The sequence below is a fragment of the Cellulomonas shaoxiangyii genome, assembly GCF_004798685.1.
Taxonomy (GTDB): Bacteria; Actinomycetota; Actinomycetes; order Actinomycetales; family Cellulomonadaceae; genus Cellulomonas; species Cellulomonas shaoxiangyii.
This window is the reverse complement of sequence record NZ_CP039291.1, coordinates 133,160-157,101: the sequence shown is the minus strand read 5'-3', so window position 1 is coordinate 157,101 and position 23,942 is coordinate 133,160. Positions and strand designations below refer to the sequence as shown.

Here is a 23,942-nt window from a genome sequence, read left to right as displayed (position 1 = left end):
GGTGGCGGCGCGGCGCAGGAGCGACGACGAGCGCGTCGTCGTCACGGGCATCGGGTGCGTGTCGGCCATGGGCCGGGGCGTCGACGCGCTGCTCGCGGGGCTGCGGGAGGGCCGTGACTGCGCCCGCCCGGTGACGGCGTTCGACACCACGGGGTTCGCGCACGCCCAGGGCTGCGAGGTGCCCGAGGGCGCGCTGCACACCCCCGCCGGCACGGGCCTGGGCCGGGCGGCCGCCTTCGCCGTGGACGCCACCCTCCTCGCCCTGCAGGACGCGGGCCTCGAGGCGTCCGCGCTGCGGTCCGTGCCCGTCGCGGTCGCGGTCGGCACCACCGACGGCGAGTCCCGCGACCTCGACGACATCGTCGGCCTCGAGGTGGCGGGCGCCACCGGCGACGGGTCGGCGGTGCTCGCGCGCCGCGTGCAGCCGCTGCGCCTGTCGGCCGCCGTGGCCCGCCACCTCGAGCTCGAGCGGGCCGAGGTGCTCACGCTCCAGACGGCGTGCGCGGCGGGCAACTACGCCATCGGCTACGGGTACGACGCGATCGTGTCCGGCGACGTCGAGATCGCCCTCACCGGCGGCGCCGACGCGCTCTGCCGCAAGACGTTCACCGGCTTCTACCGCCTCGGCACCATCGCGCCCGACGTGTGCCGGCCGTTCGACGCCGACCGCGAGGGCATCCTCACGGGCGAGGGCGGCGCCGTGCTCGTGCTCGAGACGCTCGCGTCGGCGCGCGCCCGCGGCGCCCGCCCGTACGCCGAGGTGCTCGGGTACGGGCTCGCGTGCGACGCCGCACATCCCGTCGCGCCCGACGTGGCGGGCGTCGCCCGGACCATCCGCACCGCCCTCGACCGCGCCGGGCTGGAGCCCGCCGACGTCGACCTGGTCTCGGCGCACGGCACCGGCACGCGCGCCAACGACGTCACGGAGGTCGGCGCGCTGCGCGAGGTGTACGGCGACGCGCTGCCCCGCACGGTGTCGATCAAGTCGATGCTCGGGCACGCGATGGGCGCGGCGAGCGCCCTCGGCGCCGCGTCGAGCGCGCTGGCGCTGCGCCACCAGTTCGTGCCGCCGACCATCAACCACCGCACGACCGACCCGGCGTGCGCGGTCGACTGCCAGCCCAACGTCAGCGCCCCCGCCGCGCTCGACGTCGTGCAGAACCACGGCCTCGCGTTCGGCGGCAACAACTCCGTCGTGCTGTTCGCGCGCGTCGACCGCGGGACCGCCGCGTGACGGCGGCCACCGCGCACGCGACGGGCCGCGCGCCGGAGGCGGCGCCGGGCGCGGCGCCGCCGGCGGTCACCGGCGTGCTGGCCGGGACGGGGGCGACGTGCAGCGTCGGGCACGGGGTCGAGGCGTCGTTCGCGGCGCTGCTCGACGGGCGCGACGGGCTGGCCCCGCTGCGGGGGCTGGACGCGCGCCGCTACGGCGCCGGCCACGCGTACGAGGTCGACGACCGGCCCGACGGCCGTGACGTGCCCGGCCGCGCGGGCGCGCTGCTCGTCGCCGCGGTGCGCGAGGCGGCCGACGCGGCGGGCCTCGGCACGCTCGCGGGCGTGCCCGTGCTGGTCGGCACAGGGCTGCGCGAGCTGCGCTCGCTGGAGCTGTCCTGGCTGCGACGGGCGGACGGCCCGGACCCGGACCGCGTGCCGGCACCGTTCGGGCCCGACGACCTGCACTTCGGCCCCGCGCTGCGTGCCCTGGGCGCCGATGACGTCCACACGTTCTCCAACGCCTGCTCGGCCTCCCTGTACGCGGCGGGCCTGGCGCTCGACCTGCTGGCGCTCGGGCACCCGGCCGTCGTGGTGGGCGGTGTGGACGTGCTGACGTCGAGCATGTTCGGCCTGCTCGACCGCGTGCACCTCGACCCGCCCGAGCGGCTGCGCCCGTTCGACGCCGCGCGCAAGGGCGTCCTCATGGGCGAGGGAGCGGCGGCCGTCGTGCTGACCCGCGGACCGGCGCCGGGCGCGGCGGCGCGCGACGCCGCGGCGGGTGCGTCCCGCGCGACCCTGCTGCGTGCGGTCGCGCTCGGCTGCGACGCCTTCCACGCGACCGCGCCCGACCCCGACGGGGTCGAGCGCACCATCCGCGCCGCCCACGCCGCCGCGGGGGTGGGCCCGCGCGACGTGGACGTCGTCTACGCGCACGGCACCGGCACGCTGCTCAACGACGAGGCGGAGGCCGTGGCGCTGAGCCGCGTGTTCGGCGCCGACGCGCCCGTCACGGCCGCCGTCAAGGGCGCGACGGGCCACACCTCCGGCGGCTCGGGCCTGTTCAGCCTCGTGATGGCCGAGCGGACGCTCGCGACCGGCCTCGTGCCGGGGGTCCGCGGCCTGCGCGAGCCGACGCCCGCCGCGGCCGGACTGCGGCTGCCCACGGGCACCGTGCGGATCGGCCGCAGCCGCATCGCCCAGGTCGACGCGTTCGGCTTCGGCGGGCTCAACGCCGTCGCCGTCCTCGAGCGGACGGGCACCGACGCACCCCGGGAGCCGGCATGACGACCCTCGACACCCCGACCGTCGCCGCCGGCGGCGCACCGGGCAGCACGCCGGACGGCACCGACGTCGGCGGTCCGGGCCCGGCGCCCCTCGCGCTCGTCCGGCTGCCGGACGCCCCGGCCGCCGTCCTCGCCGCCGCCGCGCTGCTGCCCGGCCAGGGCGTCCGCACGCCCGCCGACCTGCTCGCGGCCGGCGCGCGCACGCCGTGGCACTTCGACGCGCAGGAGCACCTGGGCCGCAAGGGCGTGCGCTACAAGGACCGCGCGACGCTGCTCGCGCTCGCCGCGTCCGCCGCGGTCCTCGACGGCGTGCCGGCGCCGGCCGACGCGACCCGCACGGCCGTGGTCGTCGCCAGCTGCTACGGCAACGTCGGCACGGTCTGCGACGTCGCGGAGGCGATCGAGCGCGACGGCACGGGCGCGATCAGCCCCATGGACCTGCCCAACGCGAGCAGCAACGTGGTCGCGGCGGCGGTCGCGATCCGGTTCGCCGTGACGGGCGTGTGCCTGTCCGTGTGCAACGGGCACACCGCCGGCTGGGACGCGCTGCTGTGGGCGGGCCGGCTGCTGGCGGCCGCGCGCGCGGACCGCGTGCTCGTCGTGGGCGTCGAGACGCCGTCCCCCGCCGAGCGGCACGTGCGCGGCGCGGGCGCCGCCCCGCTCGTCGACGGCGCCGGCGCTGTGCTGCTCGCGCGTGCGGACGGTGCCGGTGCGGTCCCGGGCCCGGCCGGGGCCCTCACCCCGCGCCCGCTGCCGCCGCTGCTGCCCGGCCTGGAGCCCGCGGGGGTCGGCGGGGTGCTCGACCTCGCGGTCGGCGCCGTCGCGGCCGCCCGGGACGGTGCCGCGGTGCGGCTCGCGTCGGCGCCGCCCACCGCGGCTGCCCGGACCGGCGGGTCACCCGAGGCCTGGACCGTGCACGAGGGCCGGCCGTGACCGCCGCGCCCGGGGGCGGCACCCGACGGGTCGTGCTGCTGCACGGCCTGGCCGGCGGGCCGGCGACGTGGGCACCCGTCGCCCAGCGCGTCGGGGTCCACCCGGCCGCGGGTGCACCGCCCGTCGTCGCGCCGGCGCTGCCCTGGCACAGCGGCGCCGACCCGTCGTGGGCGTGGGACGCCACCGACCCCGGGCGCGTGCTCGACACCCTGCTCGCGGACGGCGACGTCGTCGTCGCGCACTCGTTCGCCGCGGTCCTGCTGCTGGCCCGGCTGTGCGGGGACCTGCCGGTGCGGCCCGCGGGCGTCGTGCTCGTCTCGCCGTTCTACCGGCCCGACGCGCGGGACTTCCGCTGGTCGACGCTCGCGCACTACCTCGACGACTTCCACCTGCTGCTCGCCCAGGGCGTGCGCGCGGTCGCGAGCCGTGCCATCGCGGACGACCTGCTCGCCGACATGGCGGTCGCCGTGCGGGACCGCGTGGGAGCGCACGGGTGGGTCCGCTTCTTCACCGCGTACCTGGGCACGCCCTCGCTCGACGTCGCCGCCCTCGACGTGCCGCTGCTCGTGGTGCACGGGCAGGACGACGACGTCGCGCTGCCCGCCGACGGTGCCGCGCTGGCCGACCGCGTGCCCGGCGCGCGGCTCGTGCCCGTGGCCGGCGCCGGCCACTTCCCCATGCTCACCGCCCCCGACGCCGTCGCCGACGCCGTCGCCGCCCTCGCCGCGCGTGCGTGGGCGCCCACCCCTCAGGAGGTCCTGCCATGACCGTGACCGCTGCGACCACCCCGGCGGCGACCGCGCCGACCGCACCGACGAGCACCACGCTGCGCCCCCGGTACGAGGGCTCGAACATCTGCACCTGGATCGGCTTCAAGCACGTCAACTACCTCGTCGAGGAGGCCGTGCTGGACTGGTTCCGCCAGCGGGGCACGCCGGCGCGCGAGCTGTTCGAGGTGCACGGCGTGGGCGTCGACCTGGTGGACGTCGACACGCGGATCCTGCACGCGCTGCACATGGACGACGAGGTCACGGCCACGGTCACGCCGAAGCCCGCGACCGACGGCCTGCTGCGGTTCGCGGTCGTCGTCGAGGTCGACCGGCCCGAGGGCCGGCTCAAGGCGGTCACCTCCAAGGTCGCGGTCGCGCTGCGCACGGACACGTGGCACACCGGCGCGCCGGCCGACCCCGTACCGGACCACCTGGCCCACGCCGTCGCGGGCGCGCCGGCCGCCGGCGAGCGCGTCGAGCTGGACGCCGCGGCCACGCAGGCGCTCGCGCAGGCCCGGCCCGGCGGGCGCGGGACGGTGACGGCGGACGTGCCGGCCGCGCTGCGCACCGGCACCGGCCCGGCCGTCGCGTGGACGTGGCGGATCCCCTACCCGTACTGCCACTTCACGACGCGCGCGCAGGCGTCCGGCCTGCTGCGGAACATGGAGGAGGTCGTGGACCTCTTCCTCGACGCGCACGGCGTCAGCATCCGCACGCTGCTCGACGAGCAGGCGTGGATCCCCGTGGTGCCGCACTCGCGCGTCACGTGGCGCGGCGAGCTCCTCCTGGAGGAGGTCGCGGTGACGGTGCTGGAGGTCGTGCACGTGTTCAAGGACCTCACCTACACCGCCCGCGTGGACACGTACGTGCACCGCGACGGCGGCCTGGAGAAGGTCGCGACCGGCGAGATCACGCACGGGTACGCGCTGATCGACGGCCGCACGTCCTGGTCGCTGGTGCCGTTCGACGAGCGGCTGCTCACGGCGGTCCGCGGCGCATGACCGGCGTCGTCGTCACGGGCACCGGTGCGCTGAGCCACGCCGGCACCTCGGTGGCCGGCCTGTGGGCCGGGATGGTCGCGGGTGATCCCGCGCCGGCACCGGTGACGGACCCGCACGTGGACGTGCCGGCGCTGCTGTACGGCGTGGCGGGCGTGCCGACGGCGCGGCGCCGCACCGCCCAGCTGCTGGTCCGGGCGGCCGACGAGGCGCTCGCCGCGGCGGGCGGCCGGGCCGCGCTGCCGACGCCGCGCCGGGTGGGCGTGGTGCTGGGCACGGCGATGGGCGAGACGGGTGCGCACGAGCGGCGCCGCGAGGGCAGACCCGACGCGGCCGACCCCGGCGACCTCGTGTACGGGGTGGCCGCGGCCCTCGCCGAGCACGTGGCCGCCCGCGGTCCCGTGGTGAGCGTGAGCAACGCGTGCGCCGCGAGCGCGTACGCCGTCGTGGAGGCCGTCGACGCGCTCGCCGCGGGCGAGGTCGACGCGGTCCTGGCGTGCGGCGCCGAGTCGTTCTCCCGGGTCGCGCTCGGCTGCTTCCTGCGCATGGGCGCGGTCGACGCCACGGGGTGCCGGCCGTTCGCCCGCGAGCGCGCCGGCACCGTCTTCGGCGAGGGCGCCGCCGTCCTCGTGCTCGAGCGCGCCGAGGACGCGGCCGCACGCGGGGCGACCCCGCTGGCCCGCGTGCTCGGCCACGCGCGCAGCTGCGACGCCGACCACCCGACGGCACCCGCCGCGGACGGCGCCCAGGCCCGGCGCGCCCTGGTGGCGGCGCTCGCCGCGGCGGGCACGAACGCCGCGTCGGTCGCGGCCGTCGTCCCGCACGGCACGGGCACCGCGCACAACGACCTCGTCGAGAGCCGGATGCTGGCCGACGTCCTGGGGGCGCGCGTCCGCGACGTGCCCCTGTACTCCCTCAAGGCCCTGCTCGGGCACACCGGCGGCGCGGCCGGGGCGCTCGCGACCGTCGCCGCCGTCGAGATCCTGCGCCGCGGGGCCGTGCCCGGCAACGTGCCCGTCGGCGAGCTCGACCCCGACTGCCCGGTGCACCTGCCCGTCGGCGCGCCGACGCCGCTCGGCCCGGGCGTCGCGGTGGTCAACGCGTACGCGTTCGGCGGCAACAACGTCAGCCTCGTCCTGGCGGGTGCGGCATGAGCGCCACGGTCACGGGCACCGAGGCCGCCGGCGGCGCGCCCGCCCCCACCGCACCGGCGGGCGCACGCGTCGCCGTGCTGGCCGCGGCCGTCGCGCTCGCGCCGACCGCCCCGGAGGACGCGTCCGGCGCACGTGCCGCGGAGGCGTCGGCCGGGCCGGTCGCGGCGTGGTGCGACCTGCGCGCCGAGCTCGGCCGCGGGCACCGCCACGAGCCGGTGGCCGCGCAGCTGGCGCTCGCCGCGGGCCGCCGCGCCGTGGCCGCGCTGGGCCCGGCGCTCGACGCGGTGCCGACGGACCGCCGGTCGCTGCACGTCGCGACGTCGGTGGCGGCGTCCGCCACGCACGCCCGCATGGACGCCACGGTGCTGGCGCACGGCACGATGCTGCTGAGCCCGCTCACGGCGCCGTACTTCTCGGTCAACCTCGTCGGGTCACGGCTGTCCGCCGAGCTCGCCGCGCACTGCGGCGCCACGACCTTCACGACCCCCGGGACGGCGGTCGCCGACGCGCTCGTCTCCGGGCTGCGGGACGTGACGACGGGCCGCTGCGACGTCGCTGTGGTGGTCGCCGTCGAGGAGGCCGCGGACCCGGCGGACCGCGGGCCGTCGACGCCCGAGACGGGTGCGGTCGCCCTCGTGCTGGCCGCCGCGTCCGGCCCGCTGCAGCGGGCGGGCGTCCCGACGCCCGCGGTGCGGGTGCGCCGCGGCACGTGGCGTGCCGGCACGCTGCCGGCCGACCTGGACGAGCTGACGGGCGACCTCGTCGCGGCCGGCGGCGCGGTGCCCGGGTCGGTCGTCGTGGTGGCCGGCCGGCGGCTGCACGCCGAGCTGGGCGCCTGGGCGCCGCCCTGGCCCCTGGCCCGCGTCGACGTGCGCGGGGGCGGCGCCGGCGCGTACCGGCCGGCCGCGGCCCTGCTCGACGCCGCACGCCGCGCCGCCCGCACGGGCGCCCCCGCGCTCGTCCTCGTCGTCGGCCCCGACGGCCACCTGGCCGGTGTGCACCTGCACGTGCCCGCCGCAGCCGCCCCCGACCCCACCCCCACCAGGAGGCCGTGACGTGAGCACCGACCTGAGCACCGACCTGAGCCAGGACCACCCCGAGACCGCTCCGACGACCCCGCCGGCGGCGCGGCCGGGCGCGCTGGTCGACGCCGCCGTCGTGGTGCTCGGCGCGTCCAGCGGCATCGGACGCGCGTGCGCCGTCGCCGCGGCGGACGCGGGCGCCGCCGTGGTCGGCGTGCACCTCGACACGTCCGCGCGCGACGCGGAGGTCGCCGCCCTCGACGCACGCCTGCGCGCCGCGGGCGGTGCACACGTGCTGCTCAACGCGAACGCCACGACGGTGGACACGCGGCTGGCCGTGCTGGCCGCGCTCGGCGACGTCGCGGCGGACCGGCCGCGCACGGTCCTGCTGCACTCGCTCGCGTTCGGCAGCCTGCTGCCGTTCGTCGGCGACGGCACGCACGACGTGCTGAGCCCGCGGCAGATGACCATGACGCTCGAGGTGATGGCGCACAGCCTGGTGTGGTGGGTGCGCGACCTGCACGACGCCGGCCGCCTGCGCGCGGGCTCCCACGTGCTCGCCATGACGAGCGCCGGCGACGCCCGCGTGTCCGCCAGCTACGGGGCGGTGTCGGCCGCGAAGTCGGCGCTGCTGTCGCACGTGCGCCAGCTCGCGGTCGAGCTGGCGCCGCACGGCGTGGCCGTCAACGCGCTGCGTGCGGGCGTGACGCCGACCCCGGCGTTCGAGCGCATCCCGGACAGCGCGCGCCTGCTCGCGACCGCCGGGGCGCGCAACCCGCACGGCCGCCTCACGGCCCCCGAGGACGTCGCGGAGGCCCTCGTGCGCCTCGCCGCGTCGCCCTCGAGCTGGATCACGGGCAACGTGGTGGGCGTCGACGGCGGCGAGGTGCTGACGGCATGACGACGGGGACCACGGCCGCGGCGGCCCGCCGGCGCCCGCACCCGCGCGACGTCGCCGACGCCGCGCGGGGCCTCGTCGCCGGGGTCCGGGTGGCGCGCACGGTGTTCGCGCCCGCGCCCCCGGCGGAGCGGGAGCCCGCCGCCGCGCCCGCCGGCGCGGAGCACTGGACGTGGCGCACCACGCGCGACGACGTGCCGGTCGAGGCCTGGTTCGTGCCGTCGACGGGCCCGCACGCGGTCGTCGTCTCGCACGGCATGGGCGGCTCCCGGGCGGCGGTGCGCGCGCACGTCGAGATGCTGCGCGACGCGGGCTGGCACGTGCTGGCCGTCGACAGCCGCAACCACGGCGCGAGCGGCACCGACCGGCACGTGCGGGACCTGGCGGCCCGCTTCACGTCCGACCTGTGCGACGCCGTGGCCCGCGTGCGTGCCGCCCCGGGCGTGACCGGGTCCGTCGCGGTCCTCGCGTTCTCGTTCTCCTGCTGGCCGGCGGTCCGCGCCGCACGCAGCGAGGGCGCGCCGGTCGACGCCGTCGTGTGCGACTCGGGGCCGGTGGCCGACCTGGCCGCGGGCGTCGGCCGGCTGGCGCGGCTGCGCGCCGTGACGCTGCCCGCGTGGGCCGGCCGCCCCGCCGGTTCGGCCGCGCTGCTGTGGTCCGCCCGCACCGCGGTGCGCCTCGCCCTGGGGCAGCGGGCGTGGCCCCCGGTGGCCGACGGCCCGCCCGTGCTGTGCCTGACGGGCGACCGCGACCGGCTGCTCCCCGCGGCCGAGGTGGCCGAGGTGGCGGCTCGCATGCCGCGGACGTCGGTCGTGGTGCTGCGCCGCACGGGGCACCTGCGCGGCCTCGCGGTCGACCCGGAGGGCTACCGGCGGCACGTCCTGGACTTCCTCACCGCGACGTGCGGCGCGCCGGGCGCCGCCCCGGGCACGGCGCCGCGCGTCGTCACCGCCGCCCCGGAGGAGAGCCGCACCGATGCCTGAGCACGCCGCCGCGACGGCCACCGCCGCCACGCCCGCCGGCGGGTCCGCGCGCTGGCTCGTCGTCGCCAGCCGCCGGCCCGCGGCCGCCGGCGCGACCGCGTGGGACGACGCCGCCGCGCTCGCGCGCGCCGGCCAGGACGTCGTGCTCGTCGTGACGGACGACGTCGTGGTCGACCTGCTGCGGGGTGCACCGTGGCGGAGCCGGGTCGCCGCCGCGGGCGTGCGGGTGCTCGTCGACGCGGCGGCCGCGCGGCGCCGGGGCGTGCTCGACCGGCTGGACGTCCCCGCGGCGGAGCCCCCCGCGCTGGGCGCGCTGCTGGCCGACCCGGGGCTGCGGACGGTGTGGCGATGACCGCCCCCGGCCGCACCACGCCGCCGGTGGCGACCGCGACGGCCGCCGGCGACGCGCCCGCGTGGGACCTCCTGCTCGTGCTGCTCGGTGCGCCGTACGCGGGCGACACCGTGAGCACCGCGCTGACCTGGGCCCGTGCGGCCGTCGCGGCCGGCACGCGCGTCCAGGTGTGGACCTGCGGCTACGCCACCTCGCTCAGCCAGGCCGCGCTCGGGCACGCCAAGGTCGCCCACCCGCTGCGCCGGCACGAGGAGCACCCGACGAGCGTCGCGTGGCTCGACGCCCTGGTCGCCGAGCACCCGGACCGGGTGCGCTGGCTGGTGTGCCGGTTCTGCAGCGAGGAGCGCGGGCAGGGGCCGCACGTGCCGGCGGTGCGCGTGCGGCCGGCCATGTCGTTCGTCCGGCACGTGCGCGAGTCGGCGAAGACCGTCGTCGTGGGGGTGGTCTGAGTGCCCGGGACGCCGTCCGTGCTCGCCGTCGTCGACGCGCCCTACCGCGGCACGGTCGAGCGCGGCTACGCCGACTGCTTCTACCTGTCGTTCGTGCTCGGCGCGCAGCTGGGCGGTCTGACGCTGCTGCTGCGCGGGGAGGCCGTCCTGCTCGGCCACGAGCCCGCCGACGGCGTCGAGCCGCTCGACCTCGACGGGCTGCGTGCCGCCGGGGTGCGCGTGCTCGTCTCGCGCGCCGACCGCGACGCGCTGGGCCTCGCCGCCGACCCCCTGCGCCCGGGGGTGGAGACGGTCGACGACGACGGCCGGCTGTGGGCCGCGCACGACGCCGTCTGGTTCGTCTGAGCCGACGCCGCACCGTCCACCCACCGACGCCGACCCCCACCCCCACGCCACCCGAGGAGACGCCACCATGACCCTGACCGACGTGCAGGTGCGCCGCGCGGCCGCAGAGGACGGCGGTGCCCCCGTCGTCGCGGTCGTGCGCGACAGCGCCGTGACCTGCGGGGCCGCGCGCGACGCCGACGCGCTGGGACGCGCCGTGCTGGCCGCCGGGGCCGCCCCCGCGGCGGCGGCCGACGTACCGGTCGCCGACTTCGACCCCGTCGCCGAGCTGGGGCGCAAGGGCATCCGGACGCTCGACCGCAGCACGCTGCTGGCCGCCGCGACCGTGGGGCGGCTCATCGCCGGGTGCCCCGTGGACGGCACCACGACGGGCCTGGTCATGGGCACGGCCGCCGGCAGCCTCGCCTCGACCATGGGCTTCACCCGCGACGCGCTCGAGGGCGACCGCCCCTACCTCGTCGACCCCGCGCGCTTCCCCAACACCGTCATGAACTTCGCCGCGGGGCAGTGCGCGATCCGGTACGGCCTGCGCGGGCCCAACGCGACGGTGACGGCCGGGCGGTCCACGGCGGCTGCGGCGGTCCGGTACGCGGCCCGCTGGCTGGCGCTCGGGCACGCCGATCGTGTCATCGTCGCCGCGACCGAGGAGCTGACGGCGCAGCGCGCGCAGATCGAGCGCGTCGGCGGCCGGCTGCCCGCCGGGCAGGGGCTCGGCGAGGGTGCGGTCGCGCTGCTGCTCGAGCCCCCGGGCGCCACCACGGGCCCGGCGCTCGCGGAGGTGCTCGCCGTGTCGACGGCCATGTCCCTGAGCGCGGACGCCGACCGCGTGTCCGCCGCGGTGCGCGGCTGTGTCGAGACGGTGCTGCGTGCCGCCGGCGGCGCCCCCGTGGCCGTGCACGCGCCGTTCGACGCCGCCGACGGCTCCGCCGAGCGGACCGCCGTGCGCGCGGTGCTCGGCGACGTGCCGACGCTGGCGACGGCCGCCGTGGTCGGCGAGGTGTCCAGCGTGAGCGGCTTCCTGCAGCTGCTCGCCGCCGTCACGGTCCTGCGCCAGGGCGCCGCGCCGACGCCTGCCGCGGCGGCCGCCACCGGCCTCGCCCTCGTCACCGGCGTCGACCCGGAGGGCGTCGTGTCGGCGCTCCTGGTGCGCCCCGTCACTACCGCATGACCCGCCGCACGACCCAGCCCACCACCACCGCACCGAGACCCGCACCGAGACCCGCACCGACCGAGAGGGGAACTGCCATGGCCACCGTGGACAAGGAGGACCTGCGCCGCCGCATCGCCGCGACGCTCGACGTGGACCCGACGGAGGTGACCGACCAGGCCGACTTCCGCGAGGACCTCGAGGTCGACTCCCTCATGGCCCTCGAGGTGATGGTCGTGCTCGAGCGCACGTACGGCGTCAAGCTCGACGAGTCGCTGCTCGGCGAGATCACGAGCCTCGACCGCGCGCACGCCATGCTCGAGGAGCGGGTGGCGGGGGCGAGCCGGTGAGCCGCGGACCGGTGCCCGTCGACCTGACGGGGGTGCCGCTGCACGTCGCGGCGGACGACGCGTCGGCGTCGCTCACCTGGCCCGCCGACCTGCTGCCGCTGCGCGGCCACTACCCCGGGCTGCCGATCGTGCCGGGCGTGTTCCTGGTCGACACCGCGGCGCGGGCGGCCGTCGCACTCGTGGGGCACGGCGTCGCGCGGCCGACCGGCGTGCAGCGCGTGCGCTTCCTGCGACCCGTCCTGCCCGGTGACACGACGACCGCGCACGTCGAGCGCGCCACCCCGGCACCGGGCGGCGGGACGGCCGTGCGCTGCCGCCTCACGGTCGCGGACGTCCCCGTCGCCACCGTGACGGTCGTGCTGGACGGGCCAGCGGCGCTCGGCGACCCCGACGGTGCGCCGCGCGTGCCGGCCCAGGAGGCGGTGCTGGCGCGTGACGTCGCCTCCGTGCTGCCGCACCGGTGGCCGATGCTGCTGGTCGACCGCGCGGTCGCCGTGCGCTCCGGCGCCTGGGCGGTGACCGAGAAGGCCGTGAGCGCGCAGGACTGGGTGTTCGACGGGGTGGGCACGGCGGGCGCGTACCCGTGGCCGCTCGTGCTCGAGTCCTGGTGCCAGGGCGCGGGCGTGCTGGCCGCCTGGGAGCGGCCGAACCCCGACGTGCTCGCGGGCGACGTCATGCTGTTCGCGGGCCTGTCCGACGTGACGTTCGGGCACGGCGTGCGGCCCGGCGACGTGCTGCGCCACCACGTGCGCCTGGTCCGCATGCTCGACGGCGCGGTCGTCGTCACCGGCAGCAGCCACGTCGGCGGTCGCACCGTGCTGACGGTCGGCAGCGTCTCCATGGCCCTGCGTCCCGCGCACGCCCTGCGGGTGCCCGAGGTCGCGGCGGTGACCCCGTGAGCGCCGCCGTGGACGCCCCCACCGCCCCCGTCGCGCTCGTCACGGGCGGCTCCCGGGGCATCGGCCGGGCCGTGGTCACGCGTCTCGCCGCGCAGGGGTACGCCGTCGCGTTCTGCTACGCCTCGCGCGACGAGGCCGCGGAGCAGACGGTCCGCCTCGCCAAGGACGCCGGTGCCCCGCAGGTGCTCGCGGAACGCGTCGACGTCACCGACCGCACCGCGTACGGCGCGCACGTCAGCCGCGTCGAGGACGAGCTCGGCCCCGTCGACGTCCTGGTCACGTGCGCCGGCATCACGCGCGACAACCCGCTGCTGCTCATGCGCGACGAGGAGTGGTCGCAGGTGCTCGACGTCAACCTCACGGGCACCTGGGTGGCCTGCCGGTCGGTCGTCTTCTCCATGATGAAGCGCCGCCGCGGCGCCCTGGTGCTCCTCAGCTCGGTCGCGGGCGTGCACGGCAACGCGACGCAGAGCAACTACGCCGCCACCAAGGCCGGGATCATCGGCTTCGGCCGCTCCCTGTCCAAGGAGCTCGCCGGGCGCGGGGTGCGCGTCAACGTCGTGGCCCCGGGCTTCATCGACACCGACATGACGGCGGTCCTGGCCGACGGGGTGCGCGAGGCGGCGCGGGGACGGATCCCGTCCGCGCGGTTCGGCGCCGCGGACGAGGTCGCGCGCGCCGTGTCGTTCCTCGCCTCCGACGACGCGTCGTACGTGACGGGCCAGGTGCTCGGCGTGGACGGGGGCCTGGTCCTGTGACCGCCCGCCCCGCCGACGCGGTCACGTGGTGGGTGTCGCTGCGCTCGCCGTACTCCTGGCTCGCGCTGCACGACGGCCAGCGCCGCCACCACGACCTGCTGCGGACCGCGCGCTGGCGCGTGTTCTTCGAGCCGGACGCCGGGCTGCGGGCCGAGGCGGAGGCCGCGGGCGTCACGTTCCCGTACACGCCGATGTCCCGGGCCAAGCACCTGTACATCCTGCGGGACGTCGCCCGGCTGGCCGCCGCGCGCGGCCTGACGCCGACGTGGCCGCTGGACCGCGCACCGGACTGGACGGTGCCGAGCCTGGCCGTGCTCGCGGCGGGCGCCGGGCACTGCCCCGGCGGCCCGGGCGGGCCGGACCGGTCGGACGCCGACGGCCGCGACGGGGAGGAGTGCGCGCGGGCGCTCGTGCTGCGGCTGACGCGCGCCCGGTGGCAGGAGGGCCGCGACATCGCCGACCGGGAGGTGGTCCGCCGGTGCGCCCAGGAGGTGGGCCTGCCGCCCGCGGTCGCCGACGCGTCGACCGACCCGCGGTGGCGCGCGGCCGGCCTCGACGAGCTGCGCGCCGTCGAGCGCGACGGCGTGTTCGGCGTGCCGTACGTGCGGGTCGGCCGTGAGCCGTTCTGGGGGGTCGACCGGCTGCCCGCGGCGACGGACGCGCTGCTGCGCGCCCGCGCCGCAGACCCGGCACGCGCGGCGCCCGACGGTGCCGCCGCGTCCGTCCCCGCAGGGGCGGGCGCAGCGGCACCGGACGGTCACGCGGGCGGCTGCGGGTGAGCGTCGACCGTGCTGGGCTCCGCCGCGCGCTCCACGGAGTCGAGGAAGTCGCTGACGTGCCGGCCGTACGCGTCCGCGTCCTCCTTGAGACCGGCGAGGTGGCGTCCGCGCACCACCTCGGTGCGGGCGTGCGGGTAGCGGTCGGCGAGCCGCCGCACGAGGTCGGCGGGCACGATCGTGTCCCCGCTGCTGGCGAGGAACAGCATCGGCGTGGTCGCGAACCGGCCCGTGGCGGGCGGCGGCCAGTCGGCGCCGAGCATCGCGACGGCCCGCTCGGCGCAGGCCGCGACGAGGGCGTCACGCACGGCCGGGCGTCGCAGCGGCCCGGGCAGCGGCACCGCGCCGGAGTCGACGAAGCCGCCGAACAGCGGCTCCAGCGCGTCGGCCGGGCCGCTGTCGCACAGCACGGCGTCGACCTCGCACCGGTCGCGCGACAGCAGCCAGAACGACGGGAACGTGGAGAACGAGAAGCCCCACACGACCAGCGTGCGCGCGTCCGGGCGCAGCCGGCGTGCGTGCTGCACGGTGGCCTCGACGTCGCGCGTGAACCGGTCGGACAGGTCGGTGCGCGCCGGGTCGTGCCCCGACAGGGCGTGGTTGCGGTGGTCGAACATCACGACCGTGTAGCCGCGCTCGTGCAGCAGCCGCGCCTGCAGGAGGCTGGCCGACTTGGTGAGCCCGATGCCGTGGCCGACCACCGCGACCCGGTCCTCGCCGCCGGGCACGACCCACAGGTGCAGCCGCACGCCGTCGTCGGTGGTCACGGCGTCCTCGGTGTACGCCAGCCCGCGGTCCGCCGGCGTCCGGTGGTGCGTGCGGCGCGGGGGGTGGAACAGGCGTTCCGCGACCCTGCGCCCGTACCAGGCGCCCGCACGGGCTGAGATCGTCACCGGTCATCTCCTCACGAGTCCGGCGCGCACGGCGTGCACGCCCGCCTGGAACCGGGACGCGGCGCCCAGCTCCTCCATGATCCGCGCGACGTACCGGCGGTACGTGCGCACGGACACGTCGAGGAGCCGCGCCGCGGACTCGTCCTTGACGCCGTCCACGAGGTAGCCGAGCACGGCGGCCCGGCGCTCGGGCGGCAGGGAGGTGTCCTCCAGCGCGGCGATGGTCTCCAGCTCGGTCGCGCTCTGCCACACGGCCTCGACCATGCACAGGAACGACGCCTGCAGCGCCGGGGACTGCACGTGCTGGGGCACCCCGCCGGCGTGCTGGACGATGATCGGCCCCTGGGGCGCCACGACCGCGAGCACGTCCAGGCTGCTCAGCGCGGTGCGCACGCGTGTCCCCTCCGCCGTCGCCAGCCGGGTGAGCAGCTGCCGCACGGCGCCGCGGCGCGTGCAGGACGGCGGGACGAGCACGCGGGCGGTCGTGCCGGCCGGCCGGCGCCCGACCCGGTCGAGCACCGCCAGCGCGTCGGTGCCGAGCAGGTCGTCGCCGATCATGACGAAGACGCTCGAGGACGAGCGCAGCACGTCGGCGGCCGACGGCTGGTCGCCCGCCGGCACGGCCGCCGCACCGCCCTTCAGCACGGCACCGAGCAGCCACTGGAGCACGGCCTCCGGGCTCTGGCCGGCGAGCGGCGAGGCGCCCGGTACGGGCGTCGGTGCCGTGCGGGGTGCCGTGCGGGGTGCCGTGCCGGCCGGTCCGGCCGGTGCGGCCGGTGCGGTCGGTGCGGTCGGTGCGGCACCGCAGGAGTGCGGCTCGGTCGCTGCGAACCGGCACGGCTCGTGCACCGGGTGCGGATGTCGTCGTGACGTCGTCGGTTCGTGCACGTGGTCCCCCCTGGGCGTCCTGCTGTGGCTCTCGTCGTGCGAACCGCCCGGGAGGTGCCCCCCGGACGGCTCGGGTCGTCGCGCCGCGCTCGATGATCTCGGGGGGCGCACCGAGCGGCAAGGACCCGTCAACATGCTGACACGCCGGACATACCGTACCGATCCGGTCGTACCGTGGCCCCGGATTCCCCCGCCGGCCCGAGGAGATGCCGTGGCCGCTGCCACCGAGTGGAACGTGACGCCCGACGAGCGCAGCGCGACCTACCGCGCCGACGAGCTGATGGCGCACGCGCCCGGGCGCTGGTTGCGCGCGGTGGACGTGCGGGCGCCCGCGCCGGCGGTGTTCCGCCGCCTGTGCCACCTGCGCGCGGCGCCGTACAGCTACGACTGGGTCGACAACCTCGGCCGGCGCAGCCCGCGCGGGCTCCTCCCGTGGTGCGAGGAGCTGGAGGTCGGGCAGCGGGTGATGACGATCTTCACCCTCGAGTCGTTCGTGCCGGACGTCGAGATGACGCTCGTCATGCGGCAGGGGCGACCGCGCACCGTGTTCGGCGACCTCGCCGTCACCTACCGGGTGGAGCCGTCGCCGTGCAGCCCCGGGGACACCCGACTGGTCGCGGCGCTGCGCGTGCAGGACCCGCCCGGCCCGCTCCCGGCCGCACGCCGGGCCGCGCTGGCACGGGGCGACCTGCTGATGATGCGCAAGCAGCTGCGCACGCTCGGGGCGCTCGCCGAGCGCGACGTGCACGGGTGACGACGGGCGCACCGACGCGCCCGGCCGCCGGCGCCCCGCTGTGCGGCCGTCTGCTGCGCGCCGTGCTCCCGCCCGGTGCGGTCGGCGCGGACGCCACCGGCGACCTCGTCGACACCGGCGGCCGCCCGGTGGGGGCGCTGCGGGGCGTCGAGCGTGCGCTCGTCCTGGGCGCCGTGCCCGGCCGCACGCGGGAGGTGACGACGGCCCGGCACTGCGCGCGCGTCGCGCTCGCCGCGCTCGGGGCGCCCGTCGCGCCCGTGCCGCGCGACGTGCGCGGTGCACCGGTGTGGCCCGCCGGGGTGGTCGGCAGCCTCACGCACTGCCGGGGCTACCGTGCCGCGGTGGTCGCTCGCTCGGTCGACCTGGCCGCCGTCGGGCTGGACGCCGAGCGGTTGCGCACGCTCGCCGACGCCACGCGGGACGCGGTCGTGCGCCCCGACGAGCGCGGTCAGACGGCCGTCGGCGTGGCCGCGGCGCACGTGCCCGTGCTGCTGTTCAGCGCGAAGGAGGCCGTCTACAAGGCGTGGTGCGGCCACGGCGGCGAACCGATAAGGCTCGCGGACGTGCGGGTGGTGCTCGGCGCGGGCGCCCTGCTCGCGACCGTCCACGCGCGCGGGGGCGGCGCACCGACGCGCTACCGCGGCTCGTGGGCGGTGCAGGACGACCTCGTCGTGACGAGCGCCGTACCCGAGTGACCGGGCGCGGACCGCTCACGGCGTGACGAGGTGGTCGGGGCAGGGCGCGTAGTGGTCCGGGGCGAGCGTGAGGTCCGCGCGGCCGCCGGTGAGCGAGCGCAGGTCCAGGACGTAGCGGGTGAGCTCCGCCTCCGGGACGGTCGCCTCGACGACGACCTCACCGCCGTCCACCGCCGACGTGTCGGTGATGCGCCCCCGGCGTGACGACAGGTCGCTCATCACGTCGCCCTGGGCCGCCGACGGCACGGTGACGCGCACGCGGCTGACCGGCTCGAGCACCACCGTGCCCGCGGTGGCGAGCGCCTCCTTGAGCCCCAGCGAGGCCGCGGTGCGGAACGCCATGTCCGAGGAGTCCACCGAGTGGGCCTTGCCGTCCACCACCTCGACGCGCACGTCGACCACCGGGAACCCGTGCGGCCCGCCGGCGGCCGCCGCCTCACGCACGCCGCGCTCCACCGCCGGCAGGTACCCGCGCGGGATCGCCCCGCCCACGACCTTGTCGACGACCTCCACGCCCGACCCGGCGGGCAGCGGCGAGACGCGCAGCCGCACGACCGCGAACTGCCCGTGCCCGCCCGACTGCTTCTTCACCTTGCCCTCGACCTCGACCGTGCGGGCGGCCGTCTCGCGGTACCCCACCGGCACCGGCGCGGTCGTCACGTGCACGCCGAACACGCGCGCGAGCCGCTCGAGCGCGACCGCCAGGTGCGTGTCGCCGAGCCCGCGCAGCACCGTGCGGTCGCCCGTGCGGTCGACCGCGAGCGTCGGGTCCTCGGCGAGCAGGCGCCCGAGCGCGGCCGACAGCCGGTCGTCGTCGGACTGCGTCACCGGCTCGAGCACCAGCCCGTACACCGCCGGACGCGCCGGCAGGGGCCGTGCCGTCAGGCGCAGGCCCGGGCTGCCCTTCGCCGCGAGCAGCGACCCCGTCGGCGTGCCCGTGAGCTTCGCGACCGCCACGACGTCGCCCGCGACGGCCGCGTCGACCGGCAGGTGCTCCTTGCCGCGCAGCCGGAACAGCCCCGGCACCCGCTCCTCGGTCCGCGTCACCGCGTTGACCAGCCGGTCGCCCGGCCGCAGGGTGCCCGAGAGCACCCGCAGCAGGGTCACCTGACCCACGAACGGGTCCGCGACGGTGCGGAACGCGTGCGCGAGCGCCGGCCCGTCCGGGTCGACGGCGACCTCGACCTCCGTCGCGTCGGCGAGCACCGTGACGCGCCGGTCGGCCGGCCCCGGGCCGAGGGCGCACAGCAGGTCGGCGAGCCGGTCGACGCCCACCCCGGTCACCCCCGACGTGGCCAGCACGGGGAACGCCTGCCCGTCGCGGACCTCGTGCGCGAGCGTCCGCTCGAGCTCGCGCACCGTCGGCACCTCGCCCGCGAGGTAGCGCTCGAGCTGGTCGTCGTCGTGCGCGACGATCTCCTCGGTCACCTCGTCGTGCAGCCGGTGCTCCTCGTCGGCGAGGCCGGCCGGCAGCGGCTCGCGGTGGTGCCGCCCGTCCTCGCCGTACGCGTAGCCGTCCTCGCTGAGCACGTCCGCGACGCCGGCGAACGCCGCCTCCTCGCCGAGCGGCAGCTCCAGCGGCACGACGCCCTCGCCGAACGCCGCCCGCAGGTCGTCGAGGACGTGCCGGTAGTCGGCGCGCGCCTTGTCCTCCTTGGTGACGACGACCATCCGCGGCACGCCCGCCGCCGCTGCGGCCCGCCACGCGCGCACCGTGCCCGCCTGCACGCCGTCGACCGCGCTCACCACGACGAGCGCGAGGTCGGCCGCCGCGAGGGCCGCGTCGACGCAGCCGGCGAAGTCGAGGGACCCCGGCGTGTCCAGCAGCGTCACGTCGTACGCGCCGCCGTCGTCGTACGTCCACCGGAACGGCGCGACGCCGAGTGCGAGCGAGACGCCGCGCGCGACCTCCTCGGGCTCGTGGTCGCACACCGTCGTGCCGTCCTCCACGCGGCCCGGGCGCGCGAGCACGCCGGCGCGGTGCAGCAGGGCCTCTGTGAGGGTCGTCTTGCCGGCACCGGCGGCGCCGACCAGCGCCACGGTGCGGATCCGGGGCGTCGTCGCCTGGTCCATGCGTGCCTCCCACGCCGGAGGAGCTGATCGGGTCAGCGTAGGACGGCGGCGCCGGACGCGACAGGACCGCCGGTCCCTGGTGGGGCCGGCGGTCCTGTGCTGGTGCGGGTGCTGCGGGTGCTGCGTCAGCCGACGCCGACGATGTCGACGACGAACACGAGGGTGGAGTTCGGCGGGATCGTGTCGCCCGAGCCCTCCTCGCCGTAGCCCTTCTCCGGCGGCACGACGAGCAGCACCTGGCTGCCGACGTTCTGGCCGACGAGACCCTCGTTCCAGCCCGCGATGACCTGGCCCTGACCGATGTTCGCCACCGGGAAGAGCTGGCCGCGGCCCCACGAGGAGTCGAACGGCGTGCCGTCCCACAGGAAGCCGCTGTAGTTCACGTAGACGGTCTGACCGGCCTCGACGGCCGGCCCGTCACCCTGGATGAGCGGCTGCACGACGAGCTCGGCGGGCGCCTCGCCCGACGCGGCCTCGATCGACGGCTCGCCGTCCTCGGCGCGCGTCACCGTGGGCAGGCCCTCGACGGCGGCGACCTCGGTGCCCTCGGCGCGCGGCGCCACGGAGCCGATGACCTCGGCCACGGCGACGGTCGAGCCGCCCTCGGCCGGGCTGGCGAACGCGAACCGCAGCCCGACCTTGCCGCCGACCAGGAGCTCGACGAGCGCCGGCGGGAGCATGTCCGGGCTGACCTGGAGCTTCTCCGGGGTCGCGCCGTACGTCGTCGAGACCTCGGCGCCGTCGGTGCCGTTGACCCACACGGTGTTCATGTCGATGAGGTCGCCCTCGGCGATCTCATCGCCGGTGCCCTCGTCGACGAGGCGCGCGACGGGCGCGGACACCTCGAACGGCGTGCTCGGCAGGCCGATGGTCGGCTTCGCGCCGAGGTCGCCCTCGACGGTGACGCCCTCGAGCGCCTCGACGTCCTCGGGGCTGGCGGTCTGGGCCGGGGCCGCCGAGGCCGTGTCGGTGGGCGCTGCGGTCGTGGCGTCGTCGCTCGCCTCGCCGGAGCAGGCGGCCAGGCCGACGCCCAGGGTCAGGGCGAGGGCGGCCGCGGCGGCGCGGCGCGCGGCGGGTCGAGCGGTGGTCGTGCGGCGCACGGGTTCCTCCGTCGTCATCGGGTCCCGCCCGGTGAGGCGGCGGACCCCGGCACGTTACGTGACGAACCTGGACGTCCCCTGAGGCTCCGACCGCCGAAACGCTTCATGGGACCTCGGTCCCATGTCCGTCACGGATCCGTGACTTCAATGGACGGGCGTCCAGGACGTGGTGGCATCCGCCACCGACCGAGCCGCCCGGCCCGCTTCCCCCCAGCGGGTCGGGCCTCCCCGGCCCGCTTCCCCCCCGGCGGGTCGGGCCTCCCGGCCCGTTTCCCCCCGGCGGGCCGGGCCTCCCGGCCCGCTTCCCCGACGGGCCGGGTTCTCCCCGGGTCGCGGGCCCGGCCCTGAGCCGGGCCCGCGACCGCCTCGTCGGTACGACGGGGCTCAGAGCAGCCGGCGCGAGTCCGGCCGCACGACGCGCAGCCAGCGGTACCCGTACCCGTCGAGCTCGATCTCGGCCCGCCCGTCGGCGTCGAGCGCGTGCTCGTCGTCGACGAGCAGGTCGACGAGCCGGCACGTCTCGTCGGCGTCGTCGAGCTGCAGCGGCACGGTCACCGCGTGCGGCCCGAGGTTGTGCACCGCGACCATCGAGGCCTCCTGCCACGTGCAGCGGTGCGCGAGCACCGACGCGTGCGGCTGCTCGACGATCTCCGCGCGCTCCGCCCAGCCGAGCTCGGGGCACTCGCGGTACCGCCGCGCGAGCAGCTGCACGAACGACAGCAGCGAGTCCGGGTCGCGGCGCTGGGAGGCCACGTTGACGTGCTTGGGCGCGAACGCGCCCTCCACGACCGGCCCCGACAGCTTCGACGGCGCGGCGGCCGAGAAGCCGCCGTTCTTGCCGGACGTCCACTGCATCGGCGTGCGGACGGCGAGGCGGCCCTCGGCCGCGAGGTTCTCGCCCATGCCGATCTCCTCGCCGTAGAACAGCACGGGCGTGCCGGGCAGCGTGAAGAGCAGCGAGTACACCATGCGGATGCGGCGCGGGTCGCCGTCGAGCATCGGGGGCAGGCGGCGACGCAGGCCGCGCCCGTACAGCTGCATGTCCTCGTCCGGCCCGAAGGCGTCGAAGACCTCCTGGCGCTCGTCGTCCGAGAGCTTGTCGAGCGTCAGCTCGTCGTGGTTGCGCACGAACGTGGCCCACTGCGCGTCGTGCGGGATGGGCGGGCGCGCCTCGAGCGCCGCCGCGAGCACGCCCGCGTCCTGGCGGGCCAGCGCGAGGTACATCTGCTGCATGAGGACGAAGTCGAACTGGAGGTTCAGCTCCTCGCCCTCGTGCTCGCCGTCCCCGTCGTGGTCGCCGAAGAACAGCACCTGCTCCTCGTAGGGCAGGTTGACCTCGCCCATGAGGATCGAGTCGCCGACGCGGCGGGTGAGGAACGTGCGCAGCTGCTGGAGGAACTGGTGGGGCCGCTCGACCTCGTCGTGCGGGTCGTTCGCCGCGTCCGCGAGGAAGAACGGCACCGCGTCGACCCGGAACCCGGACATGCCGACCTGGGCCCAGTACCCCGCGACCTTCGCGATCGCGTCGCGGACCTGCGGGTTCGCGGTGTTGAGGTCGGGCTGGTGCTTGTAGAAGCGGTGGCGGTACCAGGCCTGGGCCTGCTCGTCCCACGTCCAGATGCCGTCCTCCTTGTCGGGGAAGACGACCTCCGCGCTCGTGTCCGGCGGCGGGTCGGTGCGCCAGACGTAGAAGTCGCGGTAGGGGCTGTCGGGCGAGCGCCGCGCCGAGCGGAACCACGGGTGCCGGTCGGACGTGTGGTTGACGACGAGGTCGGCGATGACGCGGATGCCGCGGTCGCGCGCCGTGCGGATCAGCTCGACGACGTCGCCGGCGTCGCCCAGGCGCTCGTCGACGCCGAAGTAGTCGCTGATGTCGTAGCCGTCGTCCCTGTCGGCCGTCGGGTAGAACGGCATGAGCCACAGGCACGTCACGCCCAGCTCGGCGAGGTGGTCGATGCGCTGGATCAGCCCCGCCAGGTCGCCGACGCCGTCGTCGTTCCAGTCCATGTAGGTCTCGACGTCGAGGCAGTAGACGACCGCGTTCTTCCACCACAGGTCGCCGGTGTCGCGGATCCTCATGCGCGCACCTGCTTCAGGACGGGGAGCAGGTGCTCGGCGGCGACGTCCACGAACGCCTCCAGCGACGACGCCGGGGGCGTGACCGTCGGCGCCGCGTCGGGGTGCTTCTCGTCGGAAGGGACGGCGTCGGTGGCGACCTGGTGCAGGTAGACGGCGTCGAAGCCGATCTCCGCGAGCGCGGCGACCCGGTCGGCGAGCCGCGCCGGGTCCGTCTCGACGATGACCGACTGCCGGATCGTGTCCTCCGACACCTTGGGCGCGATCGCGTCGAACGCCTCGGGGGTGTCGAGGTCCCACGCGACGGGCGGGCCGACCGCGTTGCCCGCCCACTGCTCGCGCGCCAGGCGGAACGCCTCGTCGGCGTCGGGGTTGTAGGAGACGTGCACCTGCAGCGAGATCTCGCCGCGGCCGCCCGCGTCGCGGTAGGCGTCGACGAGGGCGCGCAGGGTCTCGGGCGCCTGGTTGACGGTGACGAGGCCGTCGGCCCACCGGGCGTGCCGGGCGGCCGTCTCGGCCGACACGGCCGGGCCGATGAGCAGCGGCTTCACGTCCGGGAGCGTCCACAGCTGCGCGCGGTCGACCTTCACGAGGCCGTCGTGCGTGACCTCCTCGCCGTCGAGCAGCGCGCGGATGATCGCGACGCACTCCACCAGGCGCGCGTCGCGCACGTGCTTGGCCGGCCAGCCGTCCCCGGTGATGTGCTCGTTCATGTTCTCGCCGGACCCGAGCGCGACCCAGAACCGCCCGGGGAACATGGCGGACAGCGTCGCCGCCGCCTGGGCGATGATCGCCGGGTGGTACCGCTGACCCGGCGCGTTGACCACCCCGAACGGGAGCCGGGTCGTCGCCATCGCCGCGCCGAGCCACGTCCAGGCGAAGCCCGAGTGGCCCTGTGTCGCCGACCACGGGGCCCAGTGGTCGGAGCACATCGCGGCGTCGAAGCCGCGCTGCTCCGCCAGCTGGGTCGCCGCCAGCAGCGCCGAGGGGTGGATCTGCTCGTGTGAGTTGTGGAGTCCGACGCGCACCATGGGGCACGTTCCTACCGGTTGGACGCTCGTCCCGCCTCCGGAGCGGGCGGCGGTCCGCAGGCTCCGGGGGCGCCCGGCGGCCGGGGCCGGGCTCCGGGTG

Annotated in this window: 25 protein-coding genes; 19 read left to right on the top strand and 6 right to left on the bottom strand. The window is 77.4% G+C overall.

Going from position 1 to position 23,942, the window contains the following annotated elements:
- Position 1 precedes the first annotated feature (1 nt).
- From E5225_RS00755 to E5225_RS00675, 17 genes are all read left to right on the top strand, one after another.
- Positions 2-1,234 carry a beta-ketoacyl-[acyl-carrier-protein] synthase family protein gene (locus E5225_RS00755; RefSeq protein ID WP_243738398.1) on the top strand — a complete coding sequence of 411 codons (1,233 nt, stop codon included), beginning with the start codon at positions 2-4 and terminating at the stop codon, positions 1,232-1,234.
- Positions 1,231-2,499: a beta-ketoacyl synthase N-terminal-like domain-containing protein gene (locus E5225_RS00750; RefSeq protein WP_135975258.1), complete on the top strand. Its 1,269-nt coding sequence runs from the start codon at positions 1,231-1,233 to the stop codon at positions 2,497-2,499. Before E5225_RS00755 ends, E5225_RS00750 begins: the two co-directional genes overlap by 4 nt.
- Complete coding sequence (locus E5225_RS00745; protein ID WP_135975256.1) at positions 2,496-3,431, top strand: beta-ketoacyl synthase N-terminal-like domain-containing protein; 936 nt, start codon at positions 2,496-2,498, stop codon at positions 3,429-3,431. Before E5225_RS00750 ends, E5225_RS00745 begins: the two co-directional genes overlap by 4 nt.
- The gene (locus tag E5225_RS00740; protein ID WP_166436054.1) at positions 3,428-4,198 is read left to right on the top strand and encodes an alpha/beta fold hydrolase; all 771 of its coding nucleotides are present in this window, start codon (positions 3,428-3,430) and stop codon (positions 4,196-4,198) included. The genes E5225_RS00745 and E5225_RS00740 overlap by 4 nt, the downstream gene beginning before the upstream one ends.
- Positions 4,195-5,202, top strand: coding sequence for an acyl-CoA thioesterase family protein (locus E5225_RS00735; RefSeq protein ID WP_135975252.1), 1,008 nt, complete (start codon positions 4,195-4,197; stop codon positions 5,200-5,202). The genes E5225_RS00740 and E5225_RS00735 overlap by 4 nt, the downstream gene beginning before the upstream one ends.
- A complete protein-coding gene (locus tag E5225_RS00730; protein WP_135975250.1) occupies positions 5,199-6,353 on the top strand; it encodes a beta-ketoacyl synthase N-terminal-like domain-containing protein in 1,155 nt (384 codons plus the stop codon). Before E5225_RS00735 ends, E5225_RS00730 begins: the two co-directional genes overlap by 4 nt.
- Positions 6,350-7,408, top strand: coding sequence for a beta-ketoacyl-[acyl-carrier-protein] synthase family protein (locus E5225_RS00725; RefSeq protein ID WP_136225250.1), 1,059 nt, complete (start codon positions 6,350-6,352; stop codon positions 7,406-7,408). Before E5225_RS00730 ends, E5225_RS00725 begins: the two co-directional genes overlap by 4 nt.
- Position 7,409: 1 nt before the next feature.
- Positions 7,410-8,276 carry an SDR family oxidoreductase gene (locus E5225_RS00720; RefSeq protein WP_208012469.1) on the top strand — a complete coding sequence of 289 codons (867 nt, stop codon included), beginning with the start codon at positions 7,410-7,412 and terminating at the stop codon, positions 8,274-8,276.
- Positions 8,273-9,256 carry an alpha/beta hydrolase gene (locus tag E5225_RS00715; protein WP_135972544.1) on the top strand — a complete coding sequence of 328 codons (984 nt, stop codon included), beginning with the start codon at positions 8,273-8,275 and terminating at the stop codon, positions 9,254-9,256. The genes E5225_RS00720 and E5225_RS00715 overlap by 4 nt, the downstream gene beginning before the upstream one ends.
- Entirely contained in the window at positions 9,249-9,608 is a 360-nt protein-coding gene (locus E5225_RS00710) for a hypothetical protein (protein WP_135972545.1), read from the top strand. Before E5225_RS00715 ends, E5225_RS00710 begins: the two co-directional genes overlap by 8 nt.
- The gene (locus E5225_RS00705) at positions 9,605-10,057 is read left to right on the top strand and encodes a hypothetical protein (protein WP_135972546.1); all 453 of its coding nucleotides are present in this window, start codon (positions 9,605-9,607) and stop codon (positions 10,055-10,057) included. Before E5225_RS00710 ends, E5225_RS00705 begins: the two co-directional genes overlap by 4 nt.
- Entirely contained in the window at positions 10,058-10,402 is a 345-nt protein-coding gene (locus E5225_RS00700; RefSeq protein ID WP_135972547.1) for a hypothetical protein, read from the top strand. It begins immediately after the preceding gene.
- 67 nt (positions 10,403-10,469) lie between these two features.
- Positions 10,470-11,570 (top strand): beta-ketoacyl synthase N-terminal-like domain-containing protein, encoded by a 1,101-nt coding sequence (locus E5225_RS00695; protein ID WP_135972548.1) that lies wholly within the window; start codon positions 10,470-10,472, stop codon positions 11,568-11,570.
- A gap of 77 nt (positions 11,571-11,647) precedes the next feature.
- Complete coding sequence (locus E5225_RS00690) at positions 11,648-11,899, top strand: acyl carrier protein (protein WP_135972549.1); 252 nt, start codon at positions 11,648-11,650, stop codon at positions 11,897-11,899.
- Positions 11,896-12,798, top strand: coding sequence for a 3-hydroxyacyl-ACP dehydratase FabZ family protein (locus E5225_RS00685; RefSeq protein WP_135972550.1), 903 nt, complete (start codon positions 11,896-11,898; stop codon positions 12,796-12,798). Before E5225_RS00690 ends, E5225_RS00685 begins: the two co-directional genes overlap by 4 nt.
- Positions 12,795-13,556 carry a 3-oxoacyl-[acyl-carrier-protein] reductase gene (gene fabG / locus E5225_RS00680; RefSeq protein ID WP_208012470.1) on the top strand — a complete coding sequence of 254 codons (762 nt, stop codon included), beginning with the start codon at positions 12,795-12,797 and terminating at the stop codon, positions 13,554-13,556. The genes E5225_RS00685 and fabG overlap by 4 nt, the downstream gene beginning before the upstream one ends.
- On the top strand, positions 13,553-14,335 hold the full coding sequence (locus E5225_RS00675) for a DsbA family protein (RefSeq protein WP_135972551.1): 783 nt from the start codon (positions 13,553-13,555) through the stop codon (positions 14,333-14,335). The genes fabG and E5225_RS00675 overlap by 4 nt, the downstream gene beginning before the upstream one ends.
- On the opposite strand, the gene E5225_RS00670 is transcribed toward E5225_RS00675, so the two are convergent.
- Complete coding sequence (locus E5225_RS00670; RefSeq protein WP_135972552.1) at positions 14,314-15,225, bottom strand: alpha/beta hydrolase; 912 nt, start codon at positions 15,223-15,225, stop codon at positions 14,314-14,316. The two genes, E5225_RS00675 and E5225_RS00670, sit on opposite strands and share 22 nt — an antisense overlap.
- Before the next feature lie 3 nt (positions 15,226-15,228).
- Positions 15,229-16,074: a helix-turn-helix transcriptional regulator gene (locus tag E5225_RS17670; RefSeq protein ID WP_208543836.1), complete on the bottom strand. Its 846-nt coding sequence runs from the start codon at positions 16,072-16,074 to the stop codon at positions 15,229-15,231.
- Between the two features lie 250 nt (positions 16,075-16,324).
- On the opposite strand from E5225_RS17670, the gene E5225_RS17665 reads away from it, so the two are divergent.
- Positions 16,325-16,867, top strand: a complete 543-nt coding sequence (locus E5225_RS17665) for an SRPBCC family protein (protein WP_208012472.1) — start codon at positions 16,325-16,327, stop codon at positions 16,865-16,867.
- Positions 16,864-17,562: a 4'-phosphopantetheinyl transferase family protein gene (locus E5225_RS17660; RefSeq protein ID WP_208012473.1), complete on the top strand. Its 699-nt coding sequence runs from the start codon at positions 16,864-16,866 to the stop codon at positions 17,560-17,562. Before E5225_RS17665 ends, E5225_RS17660 begins: the two co-directional genes overlap by 4 nt.
- Before the next feature lie 15 nt (positions 17,563-17,577).
- Here E5225_RS17660 and E5225_RS00655 read toward each other — a convergent pair whose 3' ends face one another.
- The 4 genes from E5225_RS00655 to E5225_RS00640 all read right to left on the bottom strand — a co-directional run bounded on the left by E5225_RS00655 (position 17,578) and on the right by E5225_RS00640 (position 23,842).
- Entirely contained in the window at positions 17,578-19,635 is a 2,058-nt protein-coding gene (locus tag E5225_RS00655) for an elongation factor G (RefSeq protein WP_135972554.1), read from the bottom strand.
- A gap of 125 nt (positions 19,636-19,760) precedes the next feature.
- Positions 19,761-20,735, bottom strand: coding sequence for an FKBP-type peptidyl-prolyl cis-trans isomerase (locus E5225_RS00650; RefSeq protein WP_135972555.1), 975 nt, complete (start codon positions 20,733-20,735; stop codon positions 19,761-19,763).
- Between the two features lie 384 nt (positions 20,736-21,119).
- Complete coding sequence (locus E5225_RS00645) at positions 21,120-22,814, bottom strand: alpha-amylase family protein (RefSeq protein WP_135972556.1); 1,695 nt, start codon at positions 22,812-22,814, stop codon at positions 21,120-21,122.
- Complete coding sequence (locus E5225_RS00640) at positions 22,811-23,842, bottom strand: TIGR03885 family FMN-dependent LLM class oxidoreductase (RefSeq protein WP_135972557.1); 1,032 nt, start codon at positions 23,840-23,842, stop codon at positions 22,811-22,813. Before E5225_RS00640 ends, E5225_RS00645 begins: the two co-directional genes overlap by 4 nt.
- Positions 23,843-23,942: the final 100 nt, after the last annotated feature.